We start from the raw sequence: 16,530 nt of genomic DNA, 5'->3' as shown, positions 1-16,530 counted from the left end.
GTGGTGTCCTTTCGATCGCGAGCCGGACGGGCGGACGCCCGTCCGGCTCGCGGCGGTGAAGTCGTCGGGCGGCGACGGTGCGGTGGCACCGTCGTCCGGCGACGTGACCGGGGTCAGTCCCGGATCGTGGCCTCCATGGGCACACGGACGCCGCGCTCGGCGGCGACCTCGACGGCCCGGGAGTAACCCGAGTCGACGTGACGGAAGACGCCCATGGCGGGGTCGTTGGTCAGCAGGGCGGTGAGCTTGGCCGCGGCCAGCTCGGTGCCGTCGGCCAGGCCGACCTGACCGGCGTGGATGGAGCGGCCGATGCCGACGCCGCCGCCGTGGTGGATCGACACCCAGGTGGCGCCGGAGGAGGTGGCGGTCAGCGCGTTGAGCAGCGGCCAGTCGGCGATCGCGTCGGAGCCGTCCAGCATGGACTCGGTCTCGCGGTACGGGGAGGCCACGGAGCCGGAGTCGAGGTGGTCGCGGCCGATCACGATCGGCGCCTTGACCTTGCCCTCGGCCACGAGCTGGTTGAAGAGCAGGCCGGCCTTGTGGCGCTCGCCGTAGCCCAGCCAGCAGATGCGGGCCGGCAGGCCCTCGAACTCCACGAACTCGGCAGCGCCGTCGAGCCAGCGGTGCAGGTGCTCGTTCTCGGGGAACAGCTCCTTCAGCGCCGCGTCGGTCACGCGGATGTCCTCCGGGTCGCCGGAGAGCGCGGCCCAGCGGAACGGGCCGAGGCCCTCGCAGAACAGCGGGCGGATGTAGGCCGGGACGAAGCCCGGGAACTCGAACGCGCGGGAGTAGCCGGCCTTGCGGGCCTCGTCGCGGATGGAGTTGCCGTAGTCGAACACCTCGGCGCCGATGTCCTGGAAGCCGACCATGGCCTCGACCTGGCGGGCCATGGACTCCTGGGCCTTCTTGGTGAAGGTGTCCGGGTCGGCCTCGGCCTCGGCGTGCCAGTCCTTCTCGTCGATCTCGATCGGCAGGTAGGACAGCGGGTCGTGCGCGGAGGTCTGGTCGGTGACGATGTCGATCTCGACGGTGCCGGCCTTCTGGCGCTCGAGCAGCTCGGGGAACACCTCGGCGGCATTGCCCACGAGGCCCACGGAGACGGCCTCGCCGTCGCGCTTGGCCTGCATGACGCGCTCGACGGCCTTGTCGATGTCCGTCTCCACCTCGTCCAGGTAGCGCTTGCCCATGCGGCGGCGCAGGCGGTCCTCCGAGACGTCCACGATCAGGCAGACGCCGCCGTTGAGGGTGACGGCCAGGGGCTGGGCGCCGCCCATGCCGCCGCAGCCGCCGGTGAGGGTGAGGGTGCCCTTGAGGGAGCCGTCGTAGCGCTTGCGGCCGATCGCGGCGAAGGTCTCGTAGGTGCCCTGGAGGATGCCCTGGGTGGCGATGTAGATCCACGAGCCGGCGGTCATCTGGCCGTACATCATCAGGCCCTCGGCCTCGAGCTCGCGGAAGGTCTTCCAGTCGGCCCAGTCGCCCACCAGGTTGGAGTTGGCGATCAGCACGCGGGGGGCCCACACGTTGGTCTTGACGACGCCGACCGGCTTGCCGGACTGCACCAGGAGGGTCTCGTCCTCCTCGAGGTCCTTGAGCGTGGCGACGATGGCGTCGTAGGCCTCCCAGGAGCGGGCCGCGCGGCCGGTGCCGCCGTAGACGACGAGGTCCTCGGGACGCTCGGCGACCTCGGGGTCCAGGTTGTTCATGAGCATCCGCAGCGGGGCCTCGGTCTGCCAGGACTTGGCGGACAGCTCGGTGCCGCGCGGGGCGCGGATGGTGCGGGACGGGTCGTGCTGGGTGAAGCCCACGGCCATGGCAGTTCCTCTCGACGGGGTGCGTGCGCCGCCGGGACGGGTGGCCCCGGTGATTTCACGGCTCGGCATGCACTTTCCGAACATTGAAACAGTGACTCGGCTCACGCGCAAGCCCGATCTGCGTGTCCCGCACCCGTTACGCTCCCTGTCATGACCACCACCCCCACCGCCTCGACGCGCACCGTGGACCGGGCCCTGGACCTGCTCGCCGCCGTCACCGAGCAGCCCCGACTGAGCCTGACCGAGGCCGCCCGCGCCACGGACCTGCCGGCGTCCACGGCGCTGCGCCTGCTGCGCAGCCTCGAGGGGTCCGGCTTCGTGGCCCGCGACGACGACGGTGCCTACCGCCCCGGTGTGCGCCTCATCCAGCTCGGGGCGCGGGCCTTCTCCCGGGACTCGCTCGTGCAGCTGGCCCGCGGGCCGATGGACCACGTCGTGGCCGCCACGGGCGAATCCGTCTACCTCTCGGTGACGACCCCTCCGGACTCCGCCGTCTACCTGGCGATCGTGGAGGGCACGCACTCGGTCCGCCACACGAACTGGGTCGGACGCACCGTCCCCCTGGCGGGCACGGCCGTGGGCGACGCCCTGCGCGGCAGCGTGGCCGCGGGGGACTACACGCTGCGCACCCGTTCCGTGGAGAAGGACGTCACCTCGCTGTCCGCCCCCATCAGCGTGGCGGGCACGGTGGTCGGGGCGCTCAGCACGCTCGTGCCGGCCTACCGCTGCACGGACGAGCTGGCGGACCGGTGCGGGGCGGCCCTCGTCGCCGCCACCCACGAGCTGGCGCACCTGCTCGGGGCGGCCGACACTCCCAGGGAACGCCCAGCCGACTCCCCTGGAAAGCCCAAGGCGCGTTCGTAGGCTGAAGCCACCTCATCGAAGGTGCGAGTGATGACGGAGAAGGCCCCGGGCCCGGCGAGAGCCGGAACCGGGGCCTTTCTCTGTGCCCGGCGCCCGAGGCGCCGGGTCCGGGATCAGCGGCGGGAGGAGACGAGACCCGCCCAGAGGCCGCCGAGCAGGCCGGCCACCGGCAGCATCCAGAACAGGTGCACGCCCGACCCGTAGAGGACGGTGTTGGAGAACACCGCGAACAGGCCCACGGCACCGAGGAAGCCACCGACCACGCCACCGACCACGTAGCGCACGACGGAGCGGGCGGCCCCGCCCATCAGCAGCACGACCAGGTACCCGGCCGCGCCCGCCAGGGCGCCGCCCACCAGGCCGAACATGAACGACTGCACCAGCACGACCCAGCCGTGGCCGGTCTCGCCCAGCGCCACGGAGCCGTTGGGATCACCCAGGCCGCCGGTGAGCACGCGCACGACGTTGCCGATGATCACGACGAGCACCGAGACGAGGATGACGCGGTTGGTGAAGCCCCAGCCGTCCACCGGGCGCAGCGGCTCGAGCACCTCCTCCTCCACCACGGCGTGGCGCACGGGGCGGGCCGGGGTGGTGTGGGCGTTCGCGGTGTGGGGCTGGACGGCGTGGCTGCCGTCGGCGTTGATGGTCATCTCTGATCTCCCGTCCCGCCCCGGGCGGGGCGCGTTCCGGGCGCCAGGGCGCCCGTCTGGTTGCACGTCTGGTTGCACGTCTGACGTGATTTTAGGCTTTTCCCAGCCCCAGGGGGTAATGGTGACCCGTCCGCCTGGCGGGGGCGGCTCAGAGGACGTCGGTGCGGCGGTTGGCGAGCGAGGGGAGGAACTCCCTGACCTCGTCGATCCGCTCGCGGGTGACCTCCGCGGTCGCCACGGCCTCCCGCTCGTCGGCGAGCTCGGCGACGGGCAGCGCCAGCGGGTCCACGATCATCGAGTGGCCCACGGTGCCGTCCGAGCACGTGTCCGCCGCGGCCACCCACACCGTGTTCTCCACCGCGCGGGCCTTGAGCAGGGTGCGCCAGTGCTCCACCTTGTGCTCGCCGGAGAACCACGCCGCGGGGATCACGAGCACGTCCGCCCCCTCCACCGCGAGACGCCGGGACAGCTCGGGGAAGCGCAGGTCATAGCAGGTGAGCAGGCCCAGGCGGAGCCCGCCGAGCTCGATCGCCGCGACGCCGCCGTCGCCGGGGGTGATCCGGTCCGACTCGCGGTGTGCGAACGCGTCGTAGAGGTGGAGCTTGCGGTACGCGCCCAGCCGGGCGCCGTCCGCGCCCACCGCCAGCAGCGTGTTGTAGGGACGCCGGTCCGGTCCCGGCTCGTAGCCGCCCGCGACGACGGCGATCCCGTGCTCACGCGCCAGCGCGGCCAGGCCCGCGGCGAACGGCTCCCAGGCCGTGGCGACGGCGTCGGGGAACTGCTCCCCCACCTCGCGGGCCCCGAGCATGGCCTCCTCGGGCAGCACCAGGAGGTCCGCCCCCTCGCCCGCGGCACGGGCGGCGAGGCGGGCCATCACGGCCAGGTTCGCCTCGACGTCGCCCACGGGCCCGAACTGTCCGACGCTGATCCTCATGCCCCCAGGGTAGCCAGGCCCCTGCCGGTGGCCGTCAGCCCTGGTCAGCGCTGGGGCCAGCCGCCACGCTGGGGACCGGGCACGACGTCGGCCCGCATCGGCCGCCGTCGTCGTCCGCCCCCCGATCCGCGCGGCACCGCGCGGCACGTCGACACCACAGGAGCAGACGCGATGACCACCCAGCAGCCCGACATCCCCGGCACGCCGGGGCCGATCACCCCCGACCTCGAGGAGCACACCGCCCTCACCCACCCGGACCAGCCCGTGGCCGTGCCGGCCCCGGACCAGCGCGGTCCGGCCCAGGTCTCCCCCACCGGCCAGGACACCGGCGCCGACCCCGCGACCGCCGCGCAGGGCTGCCCGTACCTGACCACCGCGCACGGCGTGCGCCTGCAGGACTCGGACCACTCGCTCAAGGCCGGCCGCCGCGGCCCCACCCTGCTCCAGGACCACCACCTGCGGGAGAAGCTCAGCCACTTCGACCACGAGCGCATCCCCGAGCGCGTGGTCCACGCCCGCGGCGCCGGTGCCCACGGCGTGTTCCGCGGCTACGGCACCGCCGCGAAGATCAGCCGGGCCGGCCTCTTCGCCAAGGACAAGGAGACGGAGGTGTTCGTCCGCTTCTCCACCGTGGCCGGCTCCCGCGGCTCCATGGACCTGGCCCGCGACACCCGCGGCTTCGCCACCAAGTTCTACACGGACGAGGGCACGTGGGATCTGGTGGGCAACAACATCCCCGTGTTCTTCGTGCAGGACGCCATCAAGTTCCCGGACGTCGTGCACTCGGTGAAGCCGCACCCGGACCGGGAGATCCCGCAGGCGCAGTCCGCGCACGACACGTTCTGGGACTTCGTGTCCCTGCACACCGAGGCCCAGCACCACACCCTGTGGAACATGTCCGACCGCGGCATCCCGCGCTCCTACCGCATGATGGAGGGCTTCGGCGTCCACACCTACCGCCTGATCGCGGCGGACGGTTCCACCGTGCTGGTCAAGTTCCACTGGAAGCCGATGCTCGGCGTGCACTCCGTGACCTGGGAGGAGGCGCTGCTCACCAACGGCATGGACCCGGACTTCCACCGGCGTGACCTCGCCGACGCGATCGAGGCCGGCGCCTTCCCCGAGTGGGAGCTCGGCGTGCAGGTGTTCGAGGACAACGAGGAGCAGATGTTCGAGGGCATCGACCTGCTCGACCCCACGAAGCTGGTCCCGGAGGAGCTCGCCCCCGTGCAGCCCCTCGGCCGCATGACGCTGAACGCCAACCCGTCCAACTACTTCGCGGAGACGGAGCAGGTGGCCTTCAACCCGGCCAACCTCGTGCCCGGCATCGACGTCACCAACGACCCACTCCTGCAGGGCCGCCTCTTCTCCTACCTGGACACGCAGCTCACCCGCCTCGGCGGGCCGAACTGGAACCAGCTGCCCATCAACCGCCCGCACGCCCCGGTCAACGACATGCTGCGTGACGGCTTCCACCAGAGCGCCGTGCATCGCGGCGTGGCGCCGTACCGGCCCAACTCGCTCGACGGCGGCCTGCCGTACGAAACCCCCGCGGACGACCACGCGTTCATCGAGCACCCGGAGCCGCTGCCGGCCTCGGTGAAGGAGCGCGCGCACGCCGCGTCCTTCGACGACCACTTCTCGCAGGCGCGCCTGTTCTTCCTCTCCCTCTCCGAGGTGGAGCGCGAGCACGTGGCGCAGGCGTACACGTTCGAGCTCGGCAAGTGCTACGAGCAGACCATCCGCGAGCGCCAGCTGGCCCACCTCGCCGCGATCGACACGCGACTGGCCCAGCAGGTCGCGGACGGCCTGGGCATCCCCGTTCCCGCGCCGACCGAGACCCCGGCCGACGTGCAGCCCTCCCCCGTGCTGTCCCAGATCGGCGGCGCGTGGCCGCTCGACGGCCGTCAGGTCGGCGTCGTGGTGGGCGAGTCCGTGGACGAGAAGGAGCTGGACGCCCTCGTGCAGGGCATCCACGGTGCGGGCATGGTCCCGCTGGTCATCGCGCCGAAGGGCGGCCCCGTGGCCGGGGAGATCGTGGCCCAGCGGACCTACCTGACCGCCGCGTCCATCGAGTTGGATGCCGTGGTCGTGGCCTCGCCGGCGGCCCCCGCCGCCGACGCCGCCCCCGGCCTGGACCAGAAGGCCGGCGCCGCCGACCCCGAGGCGGTGGACCCGCGCGTCATCAAGGTGCTGCAGGAGATGTGGCGCCACTCCAAGGCGATCCTCGCCCTCGAGCCGGCGGAGGCCGTCCTCGCGGCCGCCCAGGTGTCCGGCAAGGGCGTCGAGTCCGCGGCGGACGGCGCGGCCGCCGTGGCGGCGCTGAAGCAGCTCCTGCCCGCGCACCGCGTGTGGGACCGCTTCCCGACGACGGGCCGCCTGGCCGACTGACCGGCGGACCCCCGGGCGCTTTCGAACGTGAGATAGGGCCTATCTCACGTTCGAAAGCGCCCATTCGCCCTCTTTCACGTTCGAAAGTGCAGGCCAGGGCGGGCCGGGCCGGGGCGGCGGGCCGGGTCAGTCCTCGATGAGGTCCCGGACCTGGACCACCTGGTCGCGGCCCGGGCCCACGCCGATCGCGGAGATCCGGCAGCCGGAGAGCTTCTCGAGGGCCTCCACGTAGCGCTGGGCGTTCAGCGGCAGATCCGTGAACGCGCGGGCGCCCGAGATGTGCTCAGTCCACCCGTCGAAGTGCTCGTAGACCGGCTTCGCGTGGTGGAACTCGGTCTGGGTAATGGGCATGCGGTCGTGGCGCACGCCGTCCACCTCGTAGGCCACGCACACCGGGATCTTCTCGATGCCGGTGAGCACGTCCAGCTTGGTGAGGAAGTAGTCCGTGAAGCCGTTGATCCGCGCGGCGTAGTGGGCCATGACGGCGTCGTACCAGCCGGTGCGCCGCGGGCGGCCGGTGTTCACGCCGAACTCGCCGCCGGTGGTGCGCAGCTGCTCGCCCATCTCGTCGAAGAGCTCCGTGGGGAACGGGCCGGCGCCGACGCGCGTGGTGTAGGCCTTCACGATGCCGATGGTCCGGGAGAAGCGGGTGGGGCCGATGCCCGCGCCCACGGCCGCGCCGCCGGCGGTCGGGTTGGACGAGGTCACGAACGGGTAGGTGCCGTGGTCCACGTCCAGGTAGGTGGCCTGGCCGCCCTCCATGAGCACCACCTTGCCCTCGTCCAGGGCGTCGTTGAGCAGGTTCACGGAGTCCACGACCATGGGGCGCAGGCGGTCCGCGTAGCCCAGGAAGTACTCGGCGATCTCGTCCACGGTGACGGCGCGGCGGTTGTAGAGCTTCACCAGCAGCTCGTTCTTCTGCCGCAGGGCGCCCTCGATCTTCTGGCGCAGGATCGACTCGTCGAAGATGTCCTGCACGCGGATGCCCAGGCGGGCCACCTTGTCCATGTAGGCGGGCCCGATGCCGCGACCGGTGGTGCCGATCGCGCGCTTGCCCAGGAACCGCTCGGTCACCTTGTCCATGGTCTGGTGGTACGGCGCCACGAGGTGGGCGTTGGCGGAGATCTTCAGGTGCTCGCACGAGTGGCCGCGGGACTCGAGCCCGTCGATCTCCTCGAACAGCGCCTCCAGGTTCACCACCACGCCGTTGCCGATCACGGGCGTCGCGTTGGGCGAGAGGATGCCGGCGGGCAGCAGCTTGAGCTCGAACTTCTCCCCGTTGACGACGACGGTGTGCCCGGCGTTGTTGCCGCCGTTCGGCTTGACGACGTAGTCCACTCGCCCGCCCAGCAGGTCGGTGGCCTTGCCCTTGCCCTCGTCGCCCCACTGGGCTCCGACGATCGCGATCGCTGGCATCTGCATCTCTCCTCAGGGCCGCGGGTCGTCCCGGACCGGCCCGTACATGGAAAACGCCCCCTTGCGGTGCGCACGGAGGCCGTACCCCCGAATCCTACCAGCGTGACGGATGCCACCCTCTGGCTACGCTGACGCCATGAGCACCGCAGCGCCCCACACCCAGCACTCGGACTTCCCCTCCCCGACCCCCACCCGCAAGGGTCCGAGCGTGGGCACGTGGCGTCCCTGGGCCGTGCTGCCGTGGGCGCTGGCCCTCCTCGCCCTGCCCTTGATCGCGCTCGCCCTGCGCTCCAACTTCGGCGCGAACGGCTGGATGACGGTCATCTACATGGTCTTCGGCGCCCTGCCCCACGAACTCGTCCTCATGGTCCTGGTGGGAAGCCTGTTCCTCCTGCCCCGCGTGAACCCGCAGGATGAGCAGCGGGGCGGCATCCGGCTGGGGCGCCTGCTGCACACGCTGCTGGGCGTCTCCTGGGGGTCCTTCGCGCTGGCCGCGATCATCTTCCCCGACGGCGGCGACCACCCGGACTCCGGCGCCACGACCCCGGTGCTCATGGACCTGCTCGGCAAGAGCACCGCGATGGACGTCGGCATCGTGGGCGGCCTCGCCCTCGTGGCCGTCAGTGCGCTCACCGGTCTCGCGGTGATCGTGGTGTGCGTGGTGCGGCGGATCCGCGCCGTTCGCTGAGCACGCTCCCGACGACGGCGGTCAGCGCGCCGACATGACGCGCTGACCGTCACGGTCACGGCGCGTTCAGGCGTTGGCGGGCTCGGCCGTGCCCGCGCCCCGGCGGCGCAGCTCGGGCTTCACGGTGCCCTCGGCGCCCGTGTCGGGTCGGGCGTCCTCCGCGGCCCCGGCCTCCGAGGCGACGGCCGCACCGGAGCCGCACGAGCCGGCGCCGTCCGTGCCGGCGCAGCAGCCGCCGGCCGGGGCGCCGTCGTCGGCCGTGGCCCGCCGCGCACGCTCCTCGGCGCCGAGCACGGTGAAGCCGGCGTCGGCGATCATCTGCAGATCCGCCTCGGCGTCCTGGCCCTCGGAGGTGAGGTAGTCGCCGAGGAAGATCGAGTTGGCCACCTGCAGGCCGACCGGCTGCAGGGAACGCAGGTGCATCTCGCGGCCGCCGGCGATGCGCAGCTCCTTGTCCGGGCAGGCCAGGCGGACCATGGCGAGGATCCGGAGGCACTCGAGCGGGGTGAGCTGCTGGTGGCCCTGCAGCGGGGTGCCGTCGAAGGGCATGAGGAAGTTGACGGGGATGGAGTCGGAGTCCAGGTCGCGGAGCGCGAGGACGGCCTCGACGAGCTGCTCGTGCGTCTCCCCCATGCCCGCGATCAGGCCGCTGCAGGAGGACAGGCCGGCGGCGCCGGCCCGCTGCACGGTGTCCACGCGCTGCTCGTAGGTGTGGGAGGTGCAGATGGACTCATAGTGGGACTCGGCCGTGTTGAGGTTGTGGTTGTAGGCGTCGACGCCGGCGTCCTTGAGCTTCTCGGCCTGACCGTCCTTGAGGAAGCCGAGGCACGCGCACACCTCGACGTCCGGGTGCTGGGCCTTGAGGTCGCCGACCATGCCGGCCACGCGGTCGACGTCGCGGTCCGTGGGACCGGTGCCGGAGGCCACCATGCACACGCGCGAGGCGCCGCCGGCGATGCCCAGGCCCGCCTGGCGGACGGCCTCCTCCGGCTTGAGCCACGTGTAGCGCAGGATCTCGGCCTCGGTGCCGAGACGCTGGGAGCAGTAGGTGCAGTTCTCCGGGCAGAGGCCGGTCTTGAGGCTGACCAGGTAGTTGACCTTGACCGTGCGGCCGAAGTGCTTCTCGCGCAGGCGCGAGGCCGCCGCGACGATGCGGAACGTGTCCGCGTCCGGGGCGTCCAGCACAGCGACGGCCTCTTCAGCGGTGAGGCGGTGGCCCGCCTCGACGCGGTCCACGAGGGCCTCGGGGTCGAGGGCGGCGGCGGGGCGGGGGTCGACGGCGGCGGCGTCCTGGGTGGCGGTCATGCGGGCCTCTCCGGTGGGCGGGGCTCGGCCCCGGGTGGGTCTGACCCGAGGGACTCTAACAGTGTTCATTGAACAGTGTTCAGGAGCGGGGGGCCATGACCCCGACGTCAGCGCCTGCGCCGGTCCAGAGGGACCGGCTCGGGCCGGGGCTGCTCCTCGAGCGTCGTCGCCGCGAGGATGCCGTGGGCGGCGGCAGCGAGCACCGCGCCGAGCGGACCGGCCCCGACCGCCCGGACGCCGGCGTCGTCGATCACGTTCAGCACCAGCGCCGGAATGACCGCGGCCCCCATCAGCAGCATCACCCACGCGGTGGAGCCGGCTCCGGCGTCGAACACGTTGCGGCGAGCCTGCTCCGCCTCGACCCGGTGATGCACCCCTCGCAAGGCGAGCATCGCCCCGAGGGCCGTGACGGCCACCAGCGTCAGACCCCACCCCAGTCCCAGATCCTGCCGCAGCCCCGCGAACACACCAGCCGAACCCACCAGGGCAGATGCCACACCGATGCGCCACCGCCACTCACGCTCATTCCCCACCCGGCTCACAGCCCCATGCTGGCACACGGCCCTCGGAGGCGGAGCGGCAGATCATGCGGTCGTGGCCGGCGGGATCACTCCTGCGTAAGGGGCGGATGGAACTCCGAGGCGAGCATCGCGTAGGTGGCGCCATCCACCCAGCCGCGCGTGAGATGCAGAGACTCCTCCTTGAACGTGCCCTCGTGACGCATCCCCACCTTCTCCATGATGCGCAGGCTCGGAGCGTTGTCCGCGAAGGCATGAGCCTCCACGCGCCGCACACCCAGATCGTCGAACGCGAAGCCCAGCAGGGCTCGCGCAAGCTCGGTGCCATAGCCCTGCCCGGCCTGGCGCGGATCGATCGTCCAGCCGAGCTCGGCCTGGGCGTCCCGGGCTTCCTCCCGCGGGCCGCCCTGACTCCACGCGTCCTGCACCGCGACCTTCCCGACACCGACGATGACGTCTCCGGCCCGCACGGTGAGACGGTCCCCCGCCCCGAGGTAGGACTCGCGCAGCGCGTTCTCACTCTCCGGGCGGCCGGAGGTCCACGACCACACCTGCTCACGACGGCAGAAGCTCCACACGGCGGGTGCATCGAGACCCCGGAACGGGGTGAGGGTCAGCCGGCGGGCTCGCAGCGGGAAGCAGACGCCTCGACTCGCGGCGAGCTCCAGGAGAGGGGTGGCCATGACAGACAGGGTACGAACAAAAGTTCTCGAGTCAGCCCCCGGACAGACCAGTGCCCGCACCCTGCGTCGATGTCAGATCCACGCGGCCAGCCAGGGCCCGTTGACCTCGGGCAGATCCCGCCACGGAGTCCCGCACCTGCACTGGCAGATGATCGCTTCGACCATCGTGCGGGCATCCGAGAAGGGTCGGCCCTGCTGGCCCGTGCGGTCTGGAGCAGCGGGGCGATCAGCTCCGATTTGGCGTCGGAGACGACCTGGAACCGGGACATAGCTCCCCGGATCTCAGCGGGTCCCTGGAGCCATTCTCAGACACGCCCTAGGCCATCTCCAGCGCCGAGGCCCGCCTCACATCCGAGGAGGTCCTCCACGCTCAGGTGACGCGGCTCAGACACGATGCAACAGTCGATCGAGGGCCTCTCGGGTCAAGCCCCTTGTGGTGGTGTAGCGGTTGGATCCTTCGTTGGGGCTGTCAGGCGCTGAGCTCGAGGGCAGTGTCGGTGTCGGTGCCCACCTCGCTTCCGGTGTCCTCGACGGGGGTGAGGCGGCAGCGGGCGAGGACCTCGAGGCCGAGGTAGCGGCGCCCTTCGGCCCATTCGTCGGTCTGCTCGGCCAGCACCGCCCCGACCAGCCTGACGATGGCTGCCCGGTTGGGGAAGATGCCCACCGCGTCGGTGCGGCGGCGGATCTCCCGGTTGAGCCGCTCGGCCGGGTTGTTCGACCAGATCTGCGTCCAGACGTCCTTCGGGAACGTCGTGAAGGCCAGGATGTCCGCCCGGGCATCACCGAGGTGCTCGGCCACCGCCGGGAGCTTCTCGCTTACGTAGTCCAGCAGCCGATCGAACTGCGCGTTCACCGCCGTGGCGTCGGGCTGGTCGTAGACCGAGTGGAGCATGGCCTTCACCGCCGGCCACATGGACTTCGGGGTGATGCCCATCAGGTTCGCCGCGTAGTGGGTCCGGCACCGCTGCCAGGTGGCGCCGGGCAGGTTGGCGGCGATGGCGTCCTTGAGCCCGGCATGGGCGTCACTGGTGACCAGGCGGACCCCGGCCAGGCCCCGGGCCACGAGGTCAGCGAAGAACTCGTTCCACGCCGCACCGGTCTCACTGGTCGCCACGCGCATCCCCAGGACCTCGCGGTGGCCGTCACCGTTGACCCCGGTAGCCAGCAGCACCACCGCGTTGACCACCCGCCCGCCCTCGCGGACCTTCATCGTCAGCGCGTCCGCGGCCACGAACGTGAACGGACCGGCCTCATCCAGGGGCCGGTGGCGGAAGGACTCCACGTGTTCATCCAGGTCCGCGGCCATCCTGGAGACCTGGGACTTGGAGAGGGCATTGATCCCCAGGGTCTTGACCAGCTTGTCCATCCGCCGGGTACTCACCCCGGCCAAGTAGCAGTCCGCCACCACGGTGATCAGCGCCGACTCCGCTCTCTTTCGGCGTTCCAGCAGCCACTCCGGGAAGTACGTCCCAGAGCGCAGCTTCGGGATGGCTACATCGACCGTGCCGACCCGGGTGTCCAGGTCCCGGTGCCGGTACCCGTTGCGCTGGGCGGACCGTGTCGGGGTGGGCTTGCCCCATTCGGCGCCGACCACCGCGTCGGCATCGGCGGAGAGCAGGGTGTTGATCATGGTCTGCAGCAAGTGGCGCATCATGTCCGGGGACGCTTCGGACAGGGCTTCGCTCAGCAGGCCGGCAGGGTCGAGAATATGAGGAGCGGTCATCGTGATGACTCCATTCGAGGGTGCTGTGAGAGGTTCACTCGAAGGATCACACGGTGGCCGCGTCCACGTCTGAGACGACGTGCCCGACCACCGGGCGCTACACCACTATGCGGGACTCAACTGCCTCTCGCCCGGCGGCCCGCTCACGGACGTCGTCGGAGTCCATGAGGTCCAGCGCCACGACTGTTTCAGTGCGAAGCAGGGCGGAGGGATCCACGGGTGCAGGTATGTGGCGGATCACCACTTCCCCCGCCGCCGAGGCGTCGAGGCGGAGCCGCGACTGGAGAGCCTCCAGGTCGCCGAGCAGATAGCCCTCCTCCCGCTGGTTCCCTTCGACAGCGGCGAGCCCGAAGCGGCGGGCGAGATCCGACTGATCCAGGGCGGACACCCCCGAGGGCACGAGAACGTCGGCGAGCTTGGCTCGGGCTCGAGGCGAGGCGTGGAACCGGTGGGGCCGGGCCCTGTTCTCAGCCAGTCGGTGCATCTCGGCAGCGGTGAGCGTTCGCAGCCGGGAGCGCAGACGGGAGATCCGCGGCTGGTCAAGGAAGGCCCGTCCGTTTCCTCCGGCAAGGAGGTCGACGGCGGCCCAGGCGGTCCGCGGAGCCCAGGTGCGGCCGATACCCGGCGCCCTGCGGGCACGACGGGCCAGGGCGCGCTCATCGATGAACCAGGATTCTCCGAGGCGGCGGGCCGGCACATCACCGCGCTCGACGAGACGCCGCACATAGCGGTCGGAGACCTTGAGGCGCTCGGCGGCCTCCCCCACCGTCAGAAGAGTCATGCAAGAAGAGTACCGGAGTCGGGCCTGTTCATGCATGCCCGGGGAGCCCTGGCTTTGAGACCCTGTCATGCCATGCGCCGAGAGCGCGTGGCCCTCTCTCTAGAGCCGTACTCCACCAGAGCGGAGACGCGAGGGCCATCGACAGCAGCGCTTGGAAGGAAACAACACGCCCCAGGGCGATCCCTTCGGCCTGGCGCTCCTTGATCCTTCGACGCGCGAACTCAGCGAATGCGGCCTGGATGCCGAGCATGAGTCCGGCTACGGGGGAAGTGCCGGGCCTGGGCACCGTGATCTCACTCGGTCGAGACCCGCACGGTGCATCCCTTGTCGGTGAGCTCGTCCACGATCGCGTACAGATTCCGGGTGACCCGGCCGAGCCGGGCCACGACGTCGTCGACCGCTGGGGGATCGACCGCGCCGGCACTCTCGTCAGCGAGCTCCCGGCCAGGGACGCGGCCCACGTCCCGCCCACGACGATCGAGCGCCTAGAGTGATCCACATCACTCTCGCCGTGGCCTCTCACCCTGAACAGGAGCCTCATGTCCGCCACGTCCACACGTCCGCCCACACCCGGACCCTCGGGCCGTACCGCCCGCGAGGGCACGTTCTTCAGCCGCGCCATGCGCCCGCTGAACACGACGATGGAGCGGTTCATCCCGTCCTCGCTCGTGTTCACCATCGTGCTCACGTTCGCGGTGGCAGCCCTGTGCCTGCTGCTCACTCCGGCCGGGCCGGCCGACGTCGTCGTGGGCTGGGGTGACGGTCTGTCCGGACTGCTGGCGTTCATCACGCAGATGGCGCTCGTGCTCATGCTCGGACACATCCTGGCGAACACCGGCCCGGTGCGCCGTCTGCTCGCCAGGCTCGCCAGCATTCCCCGCACGCCCCTGGCCGCCTACATCTTCGTGTTCGTGGTGGCGGCGGCGGCCTCCCTCATCACGTGGGGCCTGGGCCTGGTGGTCGGTGCGCTGCTGGCCAAGGAGGTCGCGGCGCAGGCCCGTGAGCGCGGGCTGGTCCTGCACTTCCCGATGCTGGTGGCCGCCGGGTTCTCCGGGTTCGTGGTGTGGCACATGGGGTACTCGGGCTCCGGCCCGCTGACGGCCGCCACCCCCGGTTCGTTCCTCACGGAGAGCCTGGACGGCCGGACGGTCCCGGTCTCGGAGACCACCTTCTCCTGGTGGAACATCACCGCCGCCGTGGTGACCGTGCTCGTCGTGGCCCTGGCCCTGTTCCTCGTCGCCCCGCGCGCCGGGGACCGGATCGTGGAGCTGGAGATCGACGCGCGGGACCAGGACGCCGTGCCCGCACCGGAGATCGAGACGCCGGCGGACCGCCTCGACGCCTCCCGTGTCCCCACGCTCCTCGTGGGCGCCATGCTCGTGGTCTATCTGGTGATGCACTTCGTCGGCGGCGGCACCCTCACCCTGGACATCGTCAACTGGTCCTTCCTCGCGCTGATCCTGCTGCTGGTGCGCAGCCCGCACGAGCTGATCGGCCTCACCCAGTCGGCCGCGTCCAACGTGGGCGAGATCCTGCTGCAGTTCCCCCTCTACGCGGGCATCCTCGGCATGATGACGACCACCGGCCTGGTGGCGGTGCTCTCGGACGCCTTCGTGGCGATCTCGAACCCGGTGACGTTCGGCCTGCTGGCATTTCTGGCCGCGGGCCTCGTGAACTTCTTCGTCCCCTCCGGCGGCGGACAGTTCGCCGTGCAGGGCCCGATCATGCTCCAGGCCGGCGACGCGCTCGGCGTGGACCCGGCCATCACCATCATGGCCGTCTCCTACGGCGACCAGTGGACCAACATGATCCAGCCGTTCTGGGCAATCCCCCTTCTGGCGATCGCCGGGCTGAAGATGCGCGACATCCTGGGGTACACCACGGTCGTGCTGCTCGCGTCGGGGCTCGTCTTCGGCGGCACGCTCCTGCTCGTCTCGCTCTGACCCGATCGGCCGATGCCGGACGTGGCAGGACAGACGAAGGGCCCCGGGATCACCGGGGCCCTTCGCCTGTCATCACTCGCACCTTCATCACTCGCACCTCGATGAAGTGGTTCCACCGTACGAACCGAGCATGGGCGCAGCCGTCACGCAGCCTGGCAGTTGCCTGGCAATGGCCGCCTCAGCCCAGGGCACCGCCGGACTCCGCCAGGTAGCACGTGCCGCACAGGGACTCGTAGGTCACCTGGACACCGTCGATCGCCACCTGGTCCCCCTCGAACACGAAGTGCTCGGCGCCCGTGGCCGGGTCAACGACCTTGCGCGTGTTGAACACCGCCTTCCGGCCGCACCGGCAGATGGTCTTCAGCTCCTCGAGGGAGTGCGCCAGCTCCAGCAGCCGCGCGGAGCCCGGGAAGGAGCGGGTGCGGAAGTCGGTGCGCAGTCCGTAGGCGATCACGGGGACGCCGTCGAGCACGGCGATGCGCAGCAGGTCGTCCACCTGCGCCGGCTCGAGGAACTGTGCCTCGTCCACGAGCAGACACGCCACGGGCGGGGCCTCCACGTGCCCCACGAGGGCGTCCGGGTCGTCACCGGTGGCGTGCCGGCGGAACAGCTCCCGCACGTCCGCGCCCGCCGGGACGAGGAAGTCCACGGCGCGGGTCACACCGAGGCGGGAGACGACGTCGCCCTCCCCCTTCACGTCCACCTCCGGCTTGGCCAGCAGCACCCGCTGGCCGCGCTCCTCGTAGTTGAAGGCGGCCTGCAGCAGGCCCGTGGACTTGCCGGAGTTCATGGCCCCGTAGCGGAAGTAGAGCTTGGCCAC

15 protein-coding genes and 2 pseudogenes are annotated in these 16,530 nt (G+C 71.2%); 4 read left to right on the top strand and 13 right to left on the bottom strand.

What is annotated here, in order from left to right:
* Positions 1-113: 113 nt before the first annotated feature.
* Entirely contained in the window at positions 114-1,811 is a 1,698-nt protein-coding gene (hutU, locus tag SJ20_RS01300) for a urocanate hydratase (protein ID WP_044658661.1), read from the bottom strand.
* Positions 1,812-1,961: 150 nt separating this feature from the next.
* On the opposite strand from hutU, the gene SJ20_RS01295 reads away from it, so the two are divergent.
* Positions 1,962-2,675 carry an IclR family transcriptional regulator gene (locus tag SJ20_RS01295; RefSeq protein WP_044658660.1) on the top strand — a complete coding sequence of 238 codons (714 nt, stop codon included), beginning with the start codon at positions 1,962-1,964 and terminating at the stop codon, positions 2,673-2,675.
* 113 nt (positions 2,676-2,788) lie between these two features.
* Here SJ20_RS01295 and SJ20_RS01290 read toward each other — a convergent pair whose 3' ends face one another.
* Both SJ20_RS01290 and SJ20_RS01285 read right to left on the bottom strand, forming a co-directional pair.
* A complete protein-coding gene (locus tag SJ20_RS01290; protein WP_044658659.1) occupies positions 2,789-3,328 on the bottom strand; it encodes a hypothetical protein in 540 nt (179 codons plus the stop codon).
* Positions 3,329-3,476: 148 nt separating this feature from the next.
* Positions 3,477-4,262, bottom strand: a complete 786-nt coding sequence (locus tag SJ20_RS01285; protein ID WP_044658658.1) for a carbon-nitrogen hydrolase family protein — start codon at positions 4,260-4,262, stop codon at positions 3,477-3,479.
* A gap of 171 nt (positions 4,263-4,433) precedes the next feature.
* Here SJ20_RS01285 and SJ20_RS01280 point away from each other — a divergent pair, with 171 nt between their 5' ends.
* Entirely contained in the window at positions 4,434-6,653 is a 2,220-nt protein-coding gene (locus SJ20_RS01280) for a catalase (protein WP_044658657.1), read from the top strand.
* 126 nt (positions 6,654-6,779) lie between these two features.
* On the opposite strand, the gene SJ20_RS01275 is transcribed toward SJ20_RS01280, so the two are convergent.
* Entirely contained in the window at positions 6,780-8,069 is a 1,290-nt protein-coding gene (locus tag SJ20_RS01275) for an adenylosuccinate synthase (RefSeq protein ID WP_044658674.1), read from the bottom strand.
* A gap of 136 nt (positions 8,070-8,205) precedes the next feature.
* On the opposite strand from SJ20_RS01275, the gene SJ20_RS01270 reads away from it, so the two are divergent.
* Complete coding sequence (locus SJ20_RS01270; RefSeq protein ID WP_044658656.1) at positions 8,206-8,757, top strand: hypothetical protein; 552 nt, start codon at positions 8,206-8,208, stop codon at positions 8,755-8,757.
* Between the two features lie 66 nt (positions 8,758-8,823).
* Here the strand turns inward: SJ20_RS01270 and bioB are convergent, their stop codons facing one another.
* From bioB to SJ20_RS12060, 8 genes and pseudogenes are all read right to left on the bottom strand, one after another.
* Entirely contained in the window at positions 8,824-10,062 is a 1,239-nt protein-coding gene (gene bioB, locus SJ20_RS01265) for a biotin synthase BioB (protein ID WP_044658655.1), read from the bottom strand.
* A 107-nt stretch (positions 10,063-10,169) separates the two neighbouring features.
* Positions 10,170-10,559: a hypothetical protein gene (locus tag SJ20_RS01260; RefSeq protein ID WP_044658654.1), complete on the bottom strand. Its 390-nt coding sequence runs from the start codon at positions 10,557-10,559 to the stop codon at positions 10,170-10,172.
* Between the two features lie 110 nt (positions 10,560-10,669).
* Entirely contained in the window at positions 10,670-11,263 is a 594-nt protein-coding gene (locus tag SJ20_RS01255; RefSeq protein WP_205810640.1) for a GNAT family N-acetyltransferase, read from the bottom strand.
* A 78-nt stretch (positions 11,264-11,341) separates the two neighbouring features.
* A pseudogene (locus SJ20_RS11645) lies at positions 11,342-11,532 on the bottom strand (transposase); the annotation flags it as partial.
* A 200-nt stretch (positions 11,533-11,732) separates the two neighbouring features.
* Complete coding sequence (locus SJ20_RS01250; RefSeq protein WP_044658653.1) at positions 11,733-12,986, bottom strand: IS256 family transposase; 1,254 nt, start codon at positions 12,984-12,986, stop codon at positions 11,733-11,735.
* Between the two features lie 97 nt (positions 12,987-13,083).
* Complete coding sequence (locus SJ20_RS01245) at positions 13,084-13,767, bottom strand: helix-turn-helix domain-containing protein (RefSeq protein ID WP_235281207.1); 684 nt, start codon at positions 13,765-13,767, stop codon at positions 13,084-13,086.
* A gap of 166 nt (positions 13,768-13,933) precedes the next feature.
* A pseudogene (locus tag SJ20_RS12285) lies at positions 13,934-14,035 on the bottom strand (recombinase family protein); the annotation flags it as partial.
* A gap of 25 nt (positions 14,036-14,060) precedes the next feature.
* Positions 14,061-14,228 carry a hypothetical protein gene (locus tag SJ20_RS12060; protein WP_186315055.1) on the bottom strand — a complete coding sequence of 56 codons (168 nt, stop codon included), beginning with the start codon at positions 14,226-14,228 and terminating at the stop codon, positions 14,061-14,063.
* A 159-nt stretch (positions 14,229-14,387) separates the two neighbouring features.
* Between SJ20_RS12060 and SJ20_RS01240 the strand changes: the two genes are divergently transcribed.
* Positions 14,388-15,710, top strand: a complete 1,323-nt coding sequence (locus tag SJ20_RS01240; RefSeq protein WP_044658673.1) for a short-chain fatty acid transporter — start codon at positions 14,388-14,390, stop codon at positions 15,708-15,710.
* Between the two features lie 178 nt (positions 15,711-15,888).
* Here the strand turns inward: SJ20_RS01240 and SJ20_RS01235 are convergent, their stop codons facing one another.
* Complete coding sequence (locus SJ20_RS01235) at positions 15,889-16,530, bottom strand: thymidine kinase (RefSeq protein WP_010079593.1); 642 nt, start codon at positions 16,528-16,530, stop codon at positions 15,889-15,891.

It is taken from the genome of Micrococcus sp. MS-ASIII-49, assembly GCF_000946635.1.
Lineage (GTDB): Bacteria > Actinomycetota > Actinomycetes > Actinomycetales > Micrococcaceae > Micrococcus > Micrococcus luteus.
This window is presented reverse-complemented; position numbering and strand designations above follow the sequence as displayed.

Excerpts from the sequence above, each read along its gene's own strand:
- SJ20_RS01270 (WP_044658656.1), top strand. The coding sequence starts at position 8,206 with ATGAGCACCGCAGCGCCCCACACCCAGCACTCGGACTTCCCCTCCCCG.
- SJ20_RS01290 (WP_044658659.1), bottom strand. The coding sequence starts at position 3,328 with ATGACCATCAACGCCGACGGCAGCCACGCCGTCCAGCCCCACACCGCG.
- SJ20_RS01285 (WP_044658658.1), bottom strand. The coding sequence starts at position 4,262 with ATGAGGATCAGCGTCGGACAGTTCGGGCCCGTGGGCGACGTCGAGGCG.
- SJ20_RS01250 (WP_044658653.1), bottom strand. The coding sequence starts at position 12,986 with ATGACCGCTCCTCATATTCTCGACCCTGCCGGCCTGCTGAGCGAAGCC.
- SJ20_RS01255 (WP_205810640.1), bottom strand. The coding sequence starts at position 11,263 with ATGGCCACCCCTCTCCTGGAGCTCGCCGCGAGTCGAGGCGTCTGCTTC.
- SJ20_RS01280 (WP_044658657.1), top strand. The coding sequence starts at position 4,434 with ATGACCACCCAGCAGCCCGACATCCCCGGCACGCCGGGGCCGATCACC.
- SJ20_RS01275 (WP_044658674.1), bottom strand. The coding sequence starts at position 8,069 with ATGCCAGCGATCGCGATCGTCGGAGCCCAGTGGGGCGACGAGGGCAAG.
- SJ20_RS01245 (WP_235281207.1), bottom strand. The coding sequence starts at position 13,767 with ATGACTCTTCTGACGGTGGGGGAGGCCGCCGAGCGCCTCAAGGTCTCC.
- bioB (WP_044658655.1), bottom strand. The coding sequence starts at position 10,062 with ATGACCGCCACCCAGGACGCCGCCGCCGTCGACCCCCGCCCCGCCGCC.
- SJ20_RS01295 (WP_044658660.1), top strand. The coding sequence starts at position 1,962 with ATGACCACCACCCCCACCGCCTCGACGCGCACCGTGGACCGGGCCCTG.
- SJ20_RS01240 (WP_044658673.1), top strand. The coding sequence starts at position 14,388 with ATGCGCCCGCTGAACACGACGATGGAGCGGTTCATCCCGTCCTCGCTC.
- hutU (WP_044658661.1), bottom strand. The coding sequence starts at position 1,811 with ATGGCCGTGGGCTTCACCCAGCACGACCCGTCCCGCACCATCCGCGCC.